Below are 16,874 nucleotides of genomic sequence, written 5' to 3' on the forward strand. Positions count from 1 at the left end.
CTCATATGCGCGCTGTGATTCCAGAACCTTTGCGAACCAGGGATTGTCGGCGGCGACCTTGTCGGCCCATTCCGCCGAAAGCCGGGCGGCTTCGACCAGAACCTCGTCATCCAGAACGATGAACTTGTGGCCGTTTTCCTTCAGGAACTGATAGGCTTCGGCGTCTTCATGGCCGCGTTCCGTATAGTTCACGTACATTTCGACTTCCGCCGCGGCCGCGATCATCTGCTGGTTCCGTTCGCCGATCCGTTCCCAGGCATCCTTGTTGAACAGGCATTCATAGATCACCGTCGGCTGGTGGATGCCCGGAAAGATGCTGTATTTGGCAATATCGTGGAACCCGGCATTGCGGTTGGTGCCAAGCGATCCCCATTCCAGCGCGTCGATCAGCCCGCGTTCAAGTGCTTCGAATGTTTCGCCACCGGGAACGGTGACGGTCGATGCCCCCAGCCCCACGGCGATTTCCGCCCAGGCACCAGAGGTCCGCAGCTTGAGCCCCTTAAAGTCTTCAATCGACTGGATTTTCTTGTTCGACACCATGCCGACTTCGGGCGAGCCGAGGCCGCAGTTGATCGAAACGACGTCGAATTCCTCGTCCCGGAACTGCGCCTGCAGTTCCGCGCCGCCGCCTTCTGTCAGCCAGGCACCAAAAACGTCGGTTTTCGGGCTGCCGGCCCAACCGGCGAACAGAACCGTCGTGCGGTCCACGCCCCAGTCATAGCCCATCCAGGTATGGCCCGCCTCGGCGACCCCGTTGCGCACGGTATCGGTCACCTTCAGCGCGCCGCCAAGCTGGCCGCCGACATGAACTTCGATTTCGACTTCGCCGTTGGTGAACAGTTTCACCCGGTCTGCAAATCGATTTGCGGATTTCATGATCTGGCCGCCGGGCCAGGGGGTTGCCATGTTGAACTTTTCCGGTTCGGCCATGGCGCCTGTGGTCATCGCGATTGACAGCATGGTTGCTGTCGTTGTCAGTTTTTTCATTGGTCCGTCCTCCCGTTTTCAAGTCAGTCGTATGGTTCTGGTGGCTTGAAACCCGCGCCCACTGTCGGCCTGTTTCTTGGTTTTTTCCTCGCTCGAACGGGCGGGACCGGGTTCGATTGCCCGGTTGGTGCAGAGCTGAAACAGATGCCCCCGCGCAATCGGCAAAGCCTATGGTAGTCCATATTGGTATGACCACATTGGGAAGTCAATCCTTAACTTACCAAATGCCTGCGAGGGCCGGGCACGGCGAATTCGCGTGCGTTTCCAGCGATTTTCAGGGAAACCGATTGGCCGGAACAGGCGCGCGATCCGCTGTCAGACCTTGGCGCCGAACATGTTGGTCCATGAGTCGGATTTTTTATCGACCTTCCATGTCATGTCGCTTTTCAGCAGCGACAGGGCTTCGCTGACCGAGGACCTGACCTTGATGCGATTGTACCAGTCCCGGACCGCGGGGTAATCTTGCAGGTCCTGGCCGTGCATCTTTCTGGTGCGCACCCAGGTAAAGGTCGCGATATCCGCGATCGAATATTCCCCGGCCAGGAATGCGACCTCGGCCAGCCGACGGTCCAGAACCTTGTACAACCGGCTGGCTTCGCGGGTGTAACGTTCGACCGCATAGTCGATCTGTTCCGGGGCATAGACGCGGAAATGATGCGCCTGCCCCAGCATCGGCCCGAACCCACCCATCTGGAACATCAGCCATTGCAGGGCTTCGTACCTGCGGACACTGTCGGTGGGCAGCAGTTTCCCGGTCTTTTCGGCAAGATAGAGCAGGATCGCCCCGGATTCGAAAATCGCGATGGGTTTGCCGTCGGGACCATCGGGATCGACAATCGCCGGGACCTTCCCGTTCGGGTTGATGTCCAGGAATTCCGGGGCGTGCTGTTCGCCTTCCAAAATGTTGATCGGCATGACCCGGTACGGGATACCGATTTCGGCCAGCATGACCGCCACCTTGTAGGCATTTGGCGTCGGCCAAAAATAGAAATCAATCATCGCGTCTCTTTCTGGATCGCCTGTGATCCGGGTTCACAGGGCTGCAGGCCCCGGACTTGTTACCTGGCCCCACGTCTTACCCGGCCAGGGATCTGACCTGCACCGGCAGGTCCGTATATCCGTGAACGAACAGGTTATAGGGCCGGCGCGGTTCTCCCACGACTTCGACATGCAGATCGTGTTTCAGCAGTTCTTCCCACAGGATGCGCAGCTGCATTTCCGCAACCCGGTTGCCGACGCATCTGTGAACGCCGCCGCCAAAGGAAACATGTTTGCGCGGGTCGTCCCGGTCGATGATGAACTGGTCCGGGTTTTCGATGATTTCTGAATCCCGGTTCCCCGAGACATACCACAGCACCAGCCGGTCGCCCTGTTTGATCTGCTTGCCGCGCAGCACGGTGTCCCGCGTCGCGGTGCGCCGAAAGGCCAGGGCCGGCGACTGGAAACGGATCGATTCACAGACCATGCTGTTGATCAGATCGGGATTCTGGCGCAGTTTGCGGGCTTCTTCGGGGAACTGGTTCAGGAACAGAACGCTGCCGCTCATGGTGCTGCGGGTGGTTTCATTGCCCCCGACAATCAGCGTGATCAGGTTTCCCAGCAGCTCTTTGTCATCAACATCCCGGTACGCTTCGCTATGGGTCAGGATGGACAGCAGGTCGTCGGTTTCGCCGGTGCGCCGCCGCTCGGCGCGCAGTTCCAGAAAGGTTTCCAGGCATTTGTTCAGCTCAACGGCGCGGTCTTCTTCGGTCTTGATCGTATCGCAGTCGCCCAGAAGATCGGCAAAAGCCACCTCAGACCAATGGGTCAGAAGATGCCGGTGCTCCATCGGAAAGCCGAAAATGGTTGCCAGGGTCAGCGTTGTCAGCGGGATCGAAACCTTTTCAACCCAGTTGAAGGTTTCGTTCAGGGGCAGGTCTTCAATCAGCTTTATGGTGCGCTCGCGGACCAGCTGGTCCATCTGCTGCAACCGGCGGGGGTGCACCACGGTCTGCACCGCCTTGCGTTTGACAGAGTGGCTGGGCGGATCAGAAGATATCAGGCTGCGCAAACGGTTCTCGGGTGCTTTCTGCCAGATCAGCACCCCGCCCCAGTCGACATCGGATGAAAACAGGCGCCAGTCCTTTTCCACTTCCATGATGTCTTCGAACTTGGTGATTGCCCAGTTCGGGCCAAACCGGCCGTTTTCGAAATAATGCACCGGGTCTTCTGCCCGCAGCCGTTCGAAATAGGGCATCCAGGTGCCGTCCTGGTACAGGGCACCGTCAACGACGTCGATGTCTTCGACGCGCATCTGCCGGGCGCGTTGGGTATGCTCTGCGAGCAGATCATTGGCCGCTATGTTCATCGCCTTCTTCCTCCGCTTGCCGGAATTACACGTAGAATTCCGGGATCTTGACGGTCAGCCCGTCCATGTCTTCGGTGACGACGATCTGGCAGGACAGCCGCGAGACGTCGCACAGGTCGTCCACGATATCCAACAGGTCACCTTCCTGTTGCGTGGTTTCGGGCAGTTGGCTGAACCAGCCGGGGTCGACATGGACGTGACAGGTCGCGCAGGCGCAATCGCCGCCGCAATCCGCCGGGATGCCGGGAATGCCGTTGTCCAGCGCATGCCGCATCAGGCTGACACCGGCCTTTGCCGGCACCGTGCGCAGGCTGCCGTCGGTCAGTTCGAAATGGATACTTGGTGTCTTGTGTGCCATCTTGGCGGCCCTTTCGTTCGCTTGCGTCTGCCATTCTATTAACATGTCAGAAAAATGTCAAAGATTCGTGCCCGGTTCGTCCCTATACCAGCGGCGATCTGGCCGCTGGTGCCCGGATCGGGGAAACCGCTACAGGCTGGCCTGGGTTATCAGCTTGGTGTTGAGATAGCCTTCGATCGCGTCTGATCCGCCTTCCGATCCGCTGCCCGAATCCTTGATGCCGCCGAAATGGATCTCGGGCAGGGCCAGGCCGTGATGGTTGATCGCCACCATGCCGCTTTCAAAGGCGGCACCGATATCGGCGGCGGTCTGCGCTGACCGGGTATAGGCATAGGCGGCCAGCCCGTATGGCAGGCGGTTTGCCTCGGCGACCGCCTCATCAAAGCTGGAAAACGGGGTGATCGGCACCACCGGCCCAAACGGTTCTTCGTTCATGATCCGCGCGTCTTTTGGCACATCGGTCAGGACCGTGGGCTGAAAAAAGAACCCTTCGTTGCCGATCCTGCTGCCGCCGGTTCTGACCGTGGCACCACGGGTCACCGCGTCCTGCACGAACCCTTCGATGGCTTCCAGCCGCCGCGGGTTGGCCAGCGGGCCCATGGTGACATCCGGGTCGGCGCCGTTTCCGACCTTGATGTTCTGTGCAATATCGCTGAACCGGTCAACAAACGCCTGGTACTGGCTTTCATGCACCATGAAACGGGTCGGCGACACACAGACCTGCCCCGCGTTCCGGAACTTGGCGGCGGCCAGCAGTTCGGCGGCCTTTTCGACATTGGCATCCTCGAACACGATGACCGGGGCATGCCCGCCCAGTTCCATCGTGGTGCGTTTCATATGGGTCCCCGCCAGGGCGGCAAGCTGTTTGCCGACCGCGGTTGAGCCGGTAAACGAAATCTTGGCGATGTCGGGATGGGAAATCAGGAATTCCGACACCTGCGAAGGCGTTCCAAACACCATGTTCAGCACCCCGTCCGGCAACCCGGCCTCGGCAAAGGCCTGCACCAGCGCCCGGCAACCGGCGGGGGTTTCCTCGGCCGGTTTGACAATGATCGAACAGCCCGCCGCCAGCGCCGACGATATTTTCCGCACCGCCTGGTTGATCGGGAAATTCCAGGGGGTGAACGCCGCCACCGGCCCGACCGGTTCCTTGACCACGATTTGCCGGATGTTTCCCGCACGGGCCGGGACGACCTGCCCGTATGTGCGCCGCGCCTCTTCGGCGAACCAGTCGATCAGATCGGCCCCCAGAAGCGTTTCCATCCGGGCCTCGGCCAGGGGTTTGCCCTGTTCCGCCGTGATCCAATGGGCGGTCTGGTCAGCGTTGTTGCGCAGGTTTTCCGCCGCCGCGCGCATCAGTTTGTACCGCGCATAGGCCGGGGTCCGCCGCCAGGTCTGGAACCCTTTCTTCGCCGCATCGACGGCGGCCTGCAGATCGACGATCTCGGCACAGGGGACGTCGCCGATCGGCTGGCCGGTCGCCGGGTTCAGGATCGGTTCAACGCGGCCTGCGGACCCGGCACACCACTGCCCGTCGATATACATCTGTATTTTCGGATACATGTCGTCACTCTCCATAAGAATTCGGGGTCTGCTGGCCCCGCGTATTGCTGCAGCCCGCTGGCCGGGTCTCATTGAACTGCCGTCATCGGCAGCTTTGCCGCCCGTGCCTTCAGTTCGTGTTTGAGGATCTTGGCATTCGGAGACAGCGGCAGCGCATCCAGAATGACGATAAGCTGGGGCCGCTTGTAAGGCGTCAGGCGCGGGGCGATGAATTCCGCCAGCGCCCGCGCCGTGACGGGCTGGCCCGGAGCCAGCTCGACAAAGGCGATGATCTCTTCATCGTTTTCGACATCGCGCCCGACAACGGCGGATGCAAAAACGCCGGGATGTGCGTTCAGTTCGGCCTCGATCTCCTGGGGGTAGACGTTGAACCCGGAGCGGATGATCAGCTCCTTGGCCCGGCCTTCCAGGTGCAGGGCCCCGTCTTCGGCCTGACGCGCGATGTCGCCGGTGGCGAAAAACCCGTCCGCGTCGATGACCGCGCGGGTCAGATCGGGCCGCCGGTAATAGCCGACCATGACATTCGGCCCGCGCACCAACAGTTCGCCCGGCGTGCCCGCGGCCACCGGTTCACCGGTACCCGGCGCGGCGATCCGCACTTCGACCCCTGGTATCGGCACCCCGATATGGGTCTCGTCGCTGCCCAGGGCAAAGCCGCTTCTGCTGATGGTGGGGGAGGTTTCGGTCAGCCCATAGCCGTTTTGCATGACCACGCCCAGCACGTCTTCGGATTGCCGACGCAGGGTCAGATCCAGCGGCGCGGTGCCGGTATAGAGATACCGCAACCGGTTGGGCACCAGCCTGCGGTCCTGCGTCTTGGCGAAATTGACCAGCCGGCTGTACACCGCCGGAACCGCCATCAGCACGGTCAGGGTCTGGTCCAGGATCAGCCGCGCCACCCCGGACACGGAAAACCGCGCCATCAGGTGCTGACGCCCCCCGGCAAACAGCATGCCCTGCATGGTCGTCAGCCCATAGGAATGCGAGATCGGCATCAGGCACAGGCTGACATCTTCGGGCAGCATTCTGCCGGTCCGCTTGCCCTGGCTGGCGACAAAGACCAGGTTGGCATGGCTCAGCATCACGCCCTTTGGCCGCCCGGTTGTCCCGGTGGTGTAAATCAGCACCGCCACCTGTTTTGCCGGATCGGGGCTGACGGGTTCAACGGAACAGGTTTCGTCCAGATCGCTGATCAGGACGCTGCCGATGCGGTGAAATTCATGATCCCGCGCGCCGGTACGGCGGCCATGGCCACCCGCATCCGCCGATGTCCCGTGCACATAGACCGTGCGCCGGGGTGCGCAGTCTTCTTTGATTGCGTCGATTTCGCGGGCGCTGAGGCGGGCATTGGTCATCACCGCCCAGGCGTCGATACGGCTGGCGGCATAAAGCAACACGATCGCGGCGATTGAATTTTCGCAGACGATCATCAGCCGGTCGCCGGGCCGGACCCCCAGGGCGGACAGGTCATCCGCCACCCTGGCTGAGGTGTCGATCAGATCCTGAAAACTCCAGTTGTCTCCGGCCTCGTCGACAAAAGCGACGCGGTCGGCCCCGTTTGCCGCGCCCTGGTCCAGGATGCGATGCAATCTGTTTGGCAGCTCGGTCATGATATCTGCTTCTTTTGCGCCGCGCGCGGCTAGGGCACCAGCACCACCCGCCCCAGCAGGCGGCCCTGTTTCAGATCCATGAGCGAATCAAACGCGGTCTCAAGCGGGCGTTCGACAACCGGCACCGTGCGCAGACCCCGGTCGCGCACCAGCCCGATCAGTTCGCGCAGCTCGGCAAGATTGCCGACCCAGCTGCCCTGGATATGCAGGGGCCGCATCGGGATATAGGGCAGCGGCACAACCAGTTCGCCGCCGTACAGCCCGCAGATCACGATATGGGCCCCGCGGGCAACCGATGCGATGGCCAGGCTGGTGGTGGCCTCGGCCCCGACAAGATCCAGAACCGCCATCGCGCCACCGCCGGTGGCGGCGATGATCTGTTCGGCGGCATCGTCGGCGCCGGAATCGATCGCGGCCAAGGCCCCGGCCCGGATTGCCTCGTCGCGTTTGGTCTGGTCGAGATCGACCATGATCGCGCCCTTGAACCCCATCGCCTGAACGATGGACAGGGCCATGAAACCCAGCCCGCCCGCGCCGATGATCACCAGCGGAACATCCTTCAGGACCTCTCCGAACTTGCGGATGGCGCTGTAGGTGGTGACACCGGAACAGGCAAGCAATGCCGCCTGGCTGGGGTCGATATCGCCGATATCGACACAGAATTTCGGGTCCGGCACGACAACATATTCGCTGTAACCGCCGGGTCTGAAAACACCGATAGAGGCCGATTTCAGGCAGATGTTTTCCTGGCCCCGCTGGCAAGTGTCGCATTCGCCACATCCCAGCCACGGGTGCACGACACAGGTTGTCCCCACCACGCTGGCACCGGCATCGGGACCGACCGCGACCACCTCGCCGGCGATCTCGTGGCCCAGCGTCAGGGGCAAATCGATGCCCCGGTCGGAAATATCCAACCGCTTGCCGCCGCCCAGGTTATAGCTGCCTTCCCACAGGTGCAGGTCGGTGTGGCAGATACCGGCGCGGGTGACCTTTACCAGGACCTGCGTTCCCTCCAGCGTGGGCGTTTCCGTATCCACCGCGACAAGTGGTTCGTTGTGTTTGGTAACACAGTAACAGCGCATTTTCTGGCTCACTCTGGATCCCCCCTGAACGCCCGCCCTTGACCGGGGCGGGGTGAACATTAGTTGTATGCCAATTTGGTAATACCAATAATGTCAACCCGGCACCCTGTCAATATGCCATGTCACCCAGGTCACGATCCGCCCGGGTGGCGGGTTTTCAGCCGGGAGTCACAGGTCCAGCGTTTTCCGGGTGAACCGCTGGAAATAGTCCAGCAAAAGATGGGACGCCCTGTCCGCATCCGCCGGGGCGTTCCTGGCGATGGCGTCGGCGATATCCGCATGCAGGTGGGCTTCGGTCGCAGCATCGCCGACAGATTTGTAATACTGGAACCAGAACCGTCGGCAATGCGCGTTGATCGACGCCATGGTGCGCCGGGCCAGATCGTTCTGGGCGGCATCCACCACCAGTTGGTTGAATTCCGCATCCAGCCGGATCAGGGTGATACTTTCAGCCGCATCCCCGGCCTCGCGCATGGCACCCGCCAACCTGGCCAGGCTCTCGCGCTGGGGCGCGGTGGCCCGCGTGGTGGCCAGGCTTATGGTCAGCGGCTCGATCACCCGGCGAACCTCAAGCACCCTGAGCTGTGACTGGATGTCTATGCTGGTCACCATCGCCCCGCGCCGTGGCGTGATGGTGATGAGCCCGTCATATTTCAGCCGCTGCAGCGCTTCTCGCACCGGGGTCTTGCCGATCCCCAACTGTTCGGACAGCTTTATTTCCGACAGGCTGGCCCCCGGCGGCAAGACGAGCGTGCATATTTGTTCTTCGATGGTTTCATAGGCCTGATCGGTAAGTGTCATGCGCGCCCCAGCTGGATGTGACCGCCGCCGGTCTACATGCAATTCTTGATATGTTATGAATCGAGTTGTTATATGTCAATCCGTGGGCGCCACAGCCGGATGGCGCAAAACGGGCGACCCGCAGATCGGAGCCAACATATCATGACTGAGGGTCGCATGATCTACAAAACCCGGTTGGAACAGGAATACAGGCCCTGGGCCAGCGATGCCTCGGACATGGATCTTGGCAAAACCATGGCCCGGTGGGCGCGGCGCAGCGCGGATTTCCTGGGCCGCGCCGACGTCCTGCGCAACATCGCCTATGGCCCCCTGCCCGATCAGCGGCTTGATCTGATGCCCCCCGCCCGGCCCGGCGCGCCGGTGCAAATTTTCATCCACGGCGGCTATTGGCAGTCGCTGGACAAGGACGATTACGCCTTTGCCCTCGAACCCCTGGTATCAGCCGGGGCCATGGTGGTTTCGGTCAATTACACGCTCTGCCCTGCTGTCACGCTGGATGCGCTGGTCGACCAGGTGCGCCACGCCTGCGCCTGGGTCTGGCACAACGCCCGCGATCATGGCGGCGACCCGGCACGGCTGCATGTGACCGGTCATTCCGCGGGCGGACACCTGGCGGCAATGATGGCGGCAACGGACTGGGCGGCGTTTCAGCCCGGCCTGCCACCGGACATGATCAAATCCGCTGTCCCCGTCAGCGGCCTGTTTGACCTGGAGCCTTTGCGGTTCTGTTCGGTGAACGCGGCGGTGCAGATGGACCGCGCCACCGCCGCCCGCAACAGCCCGCGGTTTATGACCCCGGCGGCGCGAATGCCGATCAGCATCGTGGCCGGGGCGGATGAAACCGGCGAAGCCCGGCGGCAATCGCGCGATCTGGCCACCGCCTGGCAGGCCGAAGCAGGGCGCGTCGCATATATCGAAACGCCCGGCCACCACCATTTTTCGGTCGTCGAAGCCATGACAGAGCCGGGCAATCCGCTGACCGCAACCCTGCTGCGCCACCTGGGACTGCCCGGCTGATTTTCACCTGCGCCTTGAAAACGCGCGCATGTTGCTTCTGTTTTGGCATCCCGGGTCTTCTTCTCATTGCAGATCTGCTGGCAACAAACCGACGCTCAGCCAACCCCGGAGAAGTCAAAGCCTGGGGTGCTGGGCCGTAAACTGGATGGCAAACGGCTGTAATTCACAAAGCCCCTCCGCTAACGTCATTGGCAATGCGTATCCTGTGTGTCTCAACCGTGCGAAACGAAGCCCCTTTCCTGCTGGAATGGATCGCGCATGTCTGACGTCAGCACCAATGGGACAGTTTAGGGTGATTTGATAAGAGAGGGTTTCTGGCACATCGTAACCACCAAGGAGTGGAGATGAGACAGAAACCCGGAACCAAGCAAAGCCACGGCGAAAAGGTCGTCAAAGACATCCGCCGTGCGACGCGCAAACAGTATTCAGCCGAGGAAAAGATCAGGATCGTGCTGGACGGCTTGAAGGGCGAGGACAGTATCGCCGAGCTGTGCCGCCGCGAAGGCATCGCTCAGAGCCTCTACTACAGCTGGTCCAAGGAGTTCCTCGAGGCCGGGAAGAAGCGCCTGGCGGGCGATACCGCGCGAGCGGCGACTTCGACCGAGGTCAAGGATCTGCGCCGAGAATCCCGAGACTTGAAGGAAGTTGTTGCCGAACAGGCTTTGGAACTCCGTTTGCTCAAAAAAAGCATGCTCGGGGATGGGGGCGACCAAGAATGAGGTATCCCGCATCCGAGAAGCTGGAGATCATCCGGCTGGTCGAGCGGTCGCACCTGCCGACCAAGCGCACGCTGGACAAACTGGGCATCCCCAGGACCACGTTCTACCGCTGGTATGACCGCTATCAGACTAGCGGCCCTGAGGCTCTGGAGGATCGCAGCCCCAAGCCGTCACGGGTCTGGAACCGCATCCCTGAGCCGGTTCGTGAGACGATCAAAGACCTGGCCCTGAAGGAATGCGATCTGTCGCCACGCGAGCTGGCCGTGCAGTTCACCGACACGGAAAAGTATTTTGTGTCAGAGGCTTCAGTCTATCGCATCCTCAAGTCCTACGACCTGATCACCAGCCCGGCATATGTGGTTCTGTCGGCTGCTGATGAGTTCCGGGACAAGACAACGCGGCCAAATCAGCTGTGGCAGACCGACTTCACCTATCTCAAGGTCATCGGCTGGGGCTGGTTCTATCTCTCGACGATCCTGGATGACTACAGCCGCTACATCATCGCCTGGAAGCTCTGCACGACGATGAAGACGGGCGACGTGACCGACACGCTGGATCTGGCGCTGCAGGCCTCGGGCTGCGACCAGGCGACAGTTCTGCACAAACCGCGGCTGCTATCGGACAATGGCGCCAGTTACATCTCCGGTGAACTGGCTGACTGGCTGGAAGATCAGCACATGGACCATGTGCGCGGCGCTCCATATCACCCGCAGACTCAGGGTAAGATCGAGCGATGGCATCAGACCCTCAAGAACCGCATCCTGCTGGAAAACTACTATCTGCCGGGCGACCTTCGACAGCAGATCGACGCCTTTGTCAATCATTACAACCACCGGCGCTACCACGAGAGCTGAGGTGCCCCTAGTTTCCTAGACACCTGCCTGGTTCAGTTTCTGCTGTCTGGTTTCGAAGTCAACGGGCGACAGCATGCCGTTGTTCGTGTGCTTGCGCTTTGGGTTGTAGAACATCTCGATGTATTCGAACACGTCCCGTCTGGCGTCATCCCGTGTGGGGTAGGTTCGCCGCCTGATCCGTTCCCGTTTCAATAACTGGAAGAAGCTCTCGGCGACGGCATTGTCATGGCAGTTGCCACGACGGCTCATGCTGGCTTCCAGATTGTGCTGGCGGAGAAACGTCTGCCACTCCCGGCTGGTGAATTGGGAGCCTTGGTCGGAATGCACCATGACTTTGCCGTCGGGCTTTCGCCGCCAGACAGCCATCAGCAGAGCCTGCAAGGCCAGGTCCGTGGTCATGCGCGATTGAGCGGACCAACCGACCACGCGGCGCGAGTACAGGTCGATGATGACACACAGATACAGCCAGCCCTCGTGGGTCTTGATGTAGGTGATGTCGGTCACCCAGATCTGGTCGGGCCGAGAGGCATGGAACTGCTGCTCCAGCCTGTTCTCGGCCACGATGGCGGGCTTGCCACCATAATGGCCGGGACGGCGTCTGTAGCCAACCTGTGCGGCGATCCCGGCCAGTGATGCCAGACGCGCCACCCGGTTCTCGGATACTTGCTCGCCCTGGTCGCGCAGATCATCTGCAAGCTTGCGGTAACCATAAACCTTGCCGCTGTCGGCCCAGGCCTGCCGGATAAGGTCCGTCTGGCGCACATCTTCCAGCGCACGCCTGCTTAACGGTTCCTTAAGCCATGCATAGAAGCCGCTGAAATGAACCCGCAACACCCGGCACATGGCCCGGACGCTAAACTCTTCGCGATGCGCCCGGATGAACGCGTACTTCATTGGGACTCGCGCGCGAAGTACGCCGTTGCCTTTTTTAAGATGTCGCGCTCCTCGCTCACCCGAGCCAGTTCACGCTTCAACCGCCGGTTCTCGGCCTCGTAATCGATGCCGTTCGCTTTGGACGCTGGTTCCCCGAACAGCTTCATCCATTTGTAAAGAGAATGCGTGCTGACGCCCAAACGCTGGGATACCTCCCGGACCGGATACCCGCGCACCGTGATCTGATGCACCGCATCCCGCTTGAACTCGTCGCTGTAGTTGCTTGTCCCCATGTCGGCCTCCTTGCCTCAAAATTAGAGGGCAAAGCGTCTACAAATCTAGGGGCACCTCAAGCCTGCAGAACCTCACCCCCGCCGACGTCTACTTCGGGCGTGGCCAAACCATTCTGAAACAACGAGAAAGGATCAAGCAGAGGACCATCGAAACGCGACGCTTGCTTCACCGCAAATCAGCCGCATAATCAAACCAACTAGATGAGCGGAGCCCTCTCTTAGTTCAGGCGGCCATCTGTCCCAAAATCCCTGACGACGGACAATCACCGAGGTCGTTTTCGCCGAAGCGTCAGCAGGTATGAGTTCTGCTGAAGAACTCAGGTTGGCGCTAGACGAACTTGGCATCTCAGATCTGCGCGCAAACGATGAAGGTTTGTTTTCCGCAGGCCAAGTTTTTAAGGAGTATCGACGTAGCAAGGGTACAGGGAAGAAGGATGGTGTCTTGCCAGATTTTATGATCGGTGCTGTAGCTAAGGCAAAGGGCGTCGCGTTGATCACATTGAATGACCGTGATTTTGTGAATAAATTTAGCGGCTTGGCTGTTATTAACCCTGTTAAGACATGACACTACAAATGGGATCGTTGGGAAATATGAATGTTTGAGACAAGTACCTACGATGATCCAGGTGTCATGCCCAGCGAAGCGCGCAATCACTGGTCATTCATGGAGACAAACTCAGCATCTGCGGTCATGAAAGCTGTCTGTCCGGAAGAGTGGAAGGACATCATAAGTATCCTGTCAACGTATCGTCTGGACCCGCAATATTGGTTGCGTGCGGGCGGCAACAGGGGCGATATTGCAGAACAGATCGACACCGCATTTCATGAAAGAGGCTGGCAGGAAACTCGATTAGACCTATCAACAAAGGGGATCTTGTTTTCTAAAGATTCTGAAAAAATTGGCGAATTGCCCGAGGTATATCAAGAGGGCTATTTAGTCGATAACTTCAAGAATAGGGTTGTTCTGGACGTTGAGTGGAACGCCAAAGACGGCAATTTAGATCGCGATTTGGCAGCATACCGCTCTTGGTACGAAGCGGGAGTGATATCAGCTGGTGTGATAATCACTAAAGACCGGCTACCACTTCTAAAACTGGCTCGCCAGCTATGGGCTGACTACCAAGAAACGCTGCCAGAAGAACAGCGCAACAAGAAGCTCCCAATCGACCTTACAACCTCAACCGTCACTGCCTTCGACAAAGCTCAGATGAGAGTAAGGCGCGGTGTGATGGGTTCTTGTCCCGTCTTGATTGTGGCTGCAAACCAAGACACTTGGGACGGAACCCCTTACCCCGTTGCTTAGCCAGCTACTCTGCGGCAGGTCGTCCCCGTTTGCGCAACGGAGTTTCTACTAGCTCCAATAAAGACCTTACTCTTTGAATCGGATAACCTGTTTCTACGGCAAGATCTCGGATGCTTGCGCCAGCCTCATAGCGACTTCCAATTTCGCGACCAATCTCGGTTGCCACAAGCTCAGGAATTGTCTCTTTAGCGTGTAATGGAGGGAATATCCCGCCGCCAGAGTATCCCTTGTGAACTTGCCCACGAGGTTTCACATCATCTGATGCCTCGTCGCCCCATAGGGTCCACCCTTTCTGCGGATGGCGAGCAAACATCTCCAAGTATGGACCAGGCGAGCAAGCCGTTATCAGATCGTACTGTTCATCTGGCTTGCGCGAGTGCTCGCGCTTGCGTGTCTCAATCATATTCACTTGTGACCGCGCTGGCGCAAGCGTCCGCATAGAACCCTTGACCCCGAATAAGAGCATCTCTGTGACGTTCCGAAAGTAGAATCCTACCCCGCGACCATCTGGCCCTCCATCTTTGCGTCGCTTTGCCCATATGATGTTTGAAACATAACGAAAACCCCAAGCCTCCATAACAGCCAGTCCATCTGGCAAAAGAGCGTTTGGAACCCACAAATATAAATGCGCGTTTTTCGCGCAAGCATCTGAAACCGGCAGAGCTTTAATCGCCTCCAAATCCATCGTTGAATAGCGATCAAGGCGACGGTGTTCCGGGGCCACTTTGCCAGTACGATTAGTGAAACGCCAAGGAGGGTCTGCCAGCACAGTTGAGAACCCGCCAACAACTTTTGGCAAAGCTGGGGGTTGTGCTTCTGGCCGCAAAGGATCTGCATTTTTCTTAGACATGACTGCTCCCGGATCTTTTTTCAGATCTTTACATAGGCGCGTTCGGAATGGCTAGCCCTAAAAGCAAATTATGCTTGTCAAAGTTGCTACTTCCGAGCAGATAATATCTTTGTTTAAGGCGATGGCCCTACCCTATACGAGCGCGCAGCAAGGTCGATTGCATATTAGATAACACTTAACAGTTATCTTCTGCGGCCATCAATTTCAGCAGCATCCGGGATGTTGATCCCTCCTGCTCGCAAGCACTCATACAGCAGTTCTTTTTGAGTTACGCCACGCTTCTGAGCCTCATAGGCAAAAGCTTCTTTGATCGGCTTGGGAACATTCGTGAAAGAAAACTGGACACGTGGAGCGTCTTTCAAGGCCGTAGACTTGGATTTACTTACACTTGGCAGCGGAGCCGAGAGTTCCTTCAATTTCCGCGCGCTATCGTCGCCATCGAGGTCGTCATCAAGATTTACGCTGACTTTGGCCATGACCCACTCCTGTAGAAACTGATTAAGCCCCTGCCCTGCAAGTCAGCCAGGACTGATTTTGCAGACCGTCTGGCCGATCCCTGTGGAGACTGGCCCGTCGAGGTCATTTCCTTGAACCCGGTACGATGCGCGCACATGGCGTTTAGGCGCGGTACTTTCTGGGCATCCAGCGCATCAGTAATCGCCTGTGTGATGTTGGTGTGCGTATCCACATCCATCATCACGACAAGCGCTGGAATCTCTTTTTCCATGGTCTCCGCAACGCTTTGCACATGAGAGAATGTGCGTTTCGCACCCTTGGCGTCCGCTTCATTGGCCTTTGACGGGATCAGGATCAGGTTTGCAGCGGCGATAGCATGCATCGACATCGCGGACTTGAAGCCAGCAGTGTCCACGAAAATTGCATCATAAGCCGGGTCGGCCTTCTTCAAAGCCTTGACCGTTGGGATGAGTTTTTCATCATCCTCTTCGTAGAGCCAGTCGAGACTTGTCTGACCTTTCTTGGCCCAGGCTTCCAAATGCCGTTGCGGGTCAGTGTCGATCACCGCGATCTTTGCACCATCCTCATCCATCAAACTGGCGATGGCCGTCAGGAGAGTTGTTTTCCCGGCACCACCTTTTTCCTGCACTACGCTGATAACCTGCGTCATGTTATGACCTCAATTTTTTGCACACCTTATCTCTTAACAGATAACAGTCAACACATAACCATTAAGTGATAACAGATATGCCATATCTGTTATGTGTTAAGGGGCCTTTCCCTTGCGTTCATACCACTTGCGGCAGAAGCCGACGAACGCCCCGTCTGGATGGCGCGGCGGTTCGCTCATCCACATTCGCCATTCCTGTTCAAGGAAATAGACATCCCATGTTGGGGCAGCGTCACGGGCCTGTTCATATGCTGCCGAAGACAGGCGGACCGTTATGTCCGAAGCGACGGCGGGACTGTCGCCGTAGATATCGAGAAATTCGGGTTTTGGTGAAACCTCCAGCACATCATGCAGCAGCCTGAAACTGTAGTCCGGCATATGGGACTGATCTGCATCAGCTTTGCAAATTGCCTTCACCAGCCGCTTGAACTCCTTTGATGTGGACGTGGAGCCGGTCTTGTGTTGCAGTTTGTCGAGACCAATCCGCCAGACTTCCTGCTTTCCGCAGTGTTTCCGGGCCAACTCGTATAGACGGCGTTCCAGAGGCTTTCGAAGCTGAAAATACGCCTTGTGCAATGTCAGAACATTCTTGTTTTCAATGGCTTTTACCAGCCAATCACCCATTTCGAGCTCTACACTGAGAAGGCGGCCTGTGGAGTCTTCCTTGACGATTTTGGCGTCCGTAATGAATGAGATCGACCGCCATTCCCCAACACCATGATCATGGATATTCGTTTCGATCTGGGTGAATTGGAGACGGGTGAGGGCGCGGCGCAAGGTTGCGTATGCCTGTCCAGTCGTGTGCCGGTTGGTTGCCTTTAGCAAATCATGGGCCGAGATACGGACACGGCGTCCGATTTCCTGCCCTTCATTCTTTGCTGCCATAAGCTGACTCAGAACATAAATCAGAATATCCCTGTCGAAGACGTTGGCCCGGCCTTCTTCCGCCGCTGGCGTGATTTTTACTCTGACATTGCCCTGTTCATATTCGAAAGCAGCCAGGTCTTTCTTGACCGACAGCGAGAACAGTGGATGCTCCATTGAAGCCCTGTCGCTTTTAGGAGTGGCGTCCAGAATATCGCACACGAACA

Annotated in this window: 16 protein-coding genes and 3 pseudogenes; 5 read left to right on the forward strand and 14 right to left on the reverse strand. The window is 58.6% G+C overall.

From position 1 onward, the window contains the following. From dctP to ACOYQJ_RS24705, 8 genes are all read right to left on the reverse strand, one after another. Positions 1–987: TRAP transporter substrate-binding protein DctP (gene dctP / locus ACOYQJ_RS24670; protein ID WP_422908565.1), on the reverse strand; the 987-nt coding region annotated here is incomplete at its 3' end. Positions 988–1,302: 315 nt separating this feature from the next. Further along, a complete protein-coding gene (locus ACOYQJ_RS24675) occupies positions 1,303–1,986 on the reverse strand; it encodes a glutathione S-transferase family protein (RefSeq protein ID WP_093039369.1) in 684 nt (227 codons plus the stop codon). A 76-nt stretch (positions 1,987–2,062) separates the two neighbouring features. Further along, positions 2,063–3,334, reverse strand: coding sequence for a cytochrome P450 (locus ACOYQJ_RS24680; RefSeq protein WP_422908566.1), 1,272 nt, complete (start codon positions 3,332–3,334; stop codon positions 2,063–2,065). Positions 3,335–3,359: 25 nt separating this feature from the next. Then, on the reverse strand, positions 3,360–3,692 hold the full coding sequence (locus ACOYQJ_RS24685) for a 2Fe-2S iron-sulfur cluster-binding protein (RefSeq protein ID WP_422908567.1): 333 nt from the start codon (positions 3,690–3,692) through the stop codon (positions 3,360–3,362). Between the two features lie 129 nt (positions 3,693–3,821). Further along, the gene (locus ACOYQJ_RS24690) at positions 3,822–5,255 is read right to left on the reverse strand and encodes an NAD-dependent succinate-semialdehyde dehydrogenase (protein WP_217649921.1); all 1,434 of its coding nucleotides are present in this window, start codon (positions 5,253–5,255) and stop codon (positions 3,822–3,824) included. Positions 5,256–5,323: 68 nt separating this feature from the next. After that, positions 5,324–6,865 carry a class I adenylate-forming enzyme family protein gene (locus ACOYQJ_RS24695; RefSeq protein WP_422908568.1) on the reverse strand — a complete coding sequence of 514 codons (1,542 nt, stop codon included), beginning with the start codon at positions 6,863–6,865 and terminating at the stop codon, positions 5,324–5,326. A 29-nt stretch (positions 6,866–6,894) separates the two neighbouring features. Beyond that, positions 6,895–7,959 carry an alcohol dehydrogenase gene (locus ACOYQJ_RS24700; RefSeq protein ID WP_217649922.1) on the reverse strand — a complete coding sequence of 355 codons (1,065 nt, stop codon included), beginning with the start codon at positions 7,957–7,959 and terminating at the stop codon, positions 6,895–6,897. 156 nt (positions 7,960–8,115) lie between these two features. Further along, positions 8,116–8,748, reverse strand: a complete 633-nt coding sequence (locus ACOYQJ_RS24705) for a GntR family transcriptional regulator (protein WP_422908569.1) — start codon at positions 8,746–8,748, stop codon at positions 8,116–8,118. 141 nt (positions 8,749–8,889) lie between these two features. On the opposite strand from ACOYQJ_RS24705, the gene ACOYQJ_RS24710 reads away from it, so the two are divergent. Both ACOYQJ_RS24710 and ACOYQJ_RS24715 read left to right on the forward strand, forming a co-directional pair. Then, complete coding sequence (locus ACOYQJ_RS24710; RefSeq protein WP_422908570.1) at positions 8,890–9,765, forward strand: alpha/beta hydrolase; 876 nt, start codon at positions 8,890–8,892, stop codon at positions 9,763–9,765. A 344-nt stretch (positions 9,766–10,109) separates the two neighbouring features. Further along, positions 10,110–11,335 (forward strand): annotated as a pseudogene (locus ACOYQJ_RS24715) (IS3 family transposase); the annotation flags it as partial. 18 nt (positions 11,336–11,353) lie between these two features. Here ACOYQJ_RS24715 and ACOYQJ_RS24720 read toward each other — a convergent pair. Beyond that, a protein-coding gene (locus ACOYQJ_RS24720) for an IS3 family transposase (RefSeq protein WP_422908571.1) occupies positions 11,354–12,504 on the reverse strand; the annotation gives its coding sequence in 2 pieces (ribosomal slippage) (positions 11,354–12,258 and positions 12,258–12,504; 1,152 coding nt in all). A gap of 44 nt (positions 12,505–12,548) precedes the next feature. On the opposite strand from ACOYQJ_RS24720, the pseudogene ACOYQJ_RS24725 reads away from it, so the two are divergent. The 3 genes and pseudogenes from ACOYQJ_RS24725 to ACOYQJ_RS24735 form a co-directional block, all read left to right on the forward strand. Further along, positions 12,549–12,692: pseudogene (locus ACOYQJ_RS24725) on the forward strand (IS3 family transposase); the annotation flags it as partial. A 110-nt stretch (positions 12,693–12,802) separates the two neighbouring features. Beyond that, positions 12,803–13,069, forward strand: coding sequence for a type II toxin-antitoxin system VapC family toxin (locus ACOYQJ_RS24730; RefSeq protein ID WP_422908572.1), 267 nt, complete (start codon positions 12,803–12,805; stop codon positions 13,067–13,069). A gap of 30 nt (positions 13,070–13,099) precedes the next feature. Then, positions 13,100–13,807, forward strand: coding sequence for a BglII/BstYI family type II restriction endonuclease (locus ACOYQJ_RS24735; protein ID WP_422908573.1), 708 nt, complete (start codon positions 13,100–13,102; stop codon positions 13,805–13,807). Between the two features lie 4 nt (positions 13,808–13,811). Here ACOYQJ_RS24735 and ACOYQJ_RS24740 read toward each other — a convergent pair whose 3' ends face one another. From ACOYQJ_RS24740 to ACOYQJ_RS24760, 5 genes and pseudogenes are all read right to left on the reverse strand, one after another. Further along, positions 13,812–14,060 carry a helix-turn-helix domain-containing protein gene (locus tag ACOYQJ_RS24740; protein WP_422908587.1) on the reverse strand — a complete coding sequence of 83 codons (249 nt, stop codon included), beginning with the start codon at positions 14,058–14,060 and terminating at the stop codon, positions 13,812–13,814. After that, positions 14,052–14,657: pseudogene (locus tag ACOYQJ_RS24745) on the reverse strand (MT-A70 family methyltransferase); the annotation flags it as partial. The gene ACOYQJ_RS24740 and the pseudogene ACOYQJ_RS24745, both read right to left, overlap by 9 nt. 182 nt (positions 14,658–14,839) lie before the next feature. Then, on the reverse strand, positions 14,840–15,133 hold the full coding sequence (locus tag ACOYQJ_RS24750; RefSeq protein WP_422908574.1) for a hypothetical protein: 294 nt from the start codon (positions 15,131–15,133) through the stop codon (positions 14,840–14,842). Next, positions 15,115–15,783, reverse strand: coding sequence for a ParA family protein (locus tag ACOYQJ_RS24755; protein WP_422908575.1), 669 nt, complete (start codon positions 15,781–15,783; stop codon positions 15,115–15,117). Before ACOYQJ_RS24755 ends, ACOYQJ_RS24750 begins: the two co-directional genes overlap by 19 nt. Before the next feature lie 96 nt (positions 15,784–15,879). After that, positions 15,880–16,869, reverse strand: a complete 990-nt coding sequence (locus tag ACOYQJ_RS24760; RefSeq protein WP_422908576.1) for a replication initiator protein A — start codon at positions 16,867–16,869, stop codon at positions 15,880–15,882. Between the last annotated feature and the right edge of the window lie 5 nt (positions 16,870–16,874).

The organism is Pacificoceanicola algae (assembly GCF_049341065.1).
Lineage (GTDB): Bacteria > Pseudomonadota > Alphaproteobacteria > Rhodobacterales > Rhodobacteraceae > Pacificoceanicola.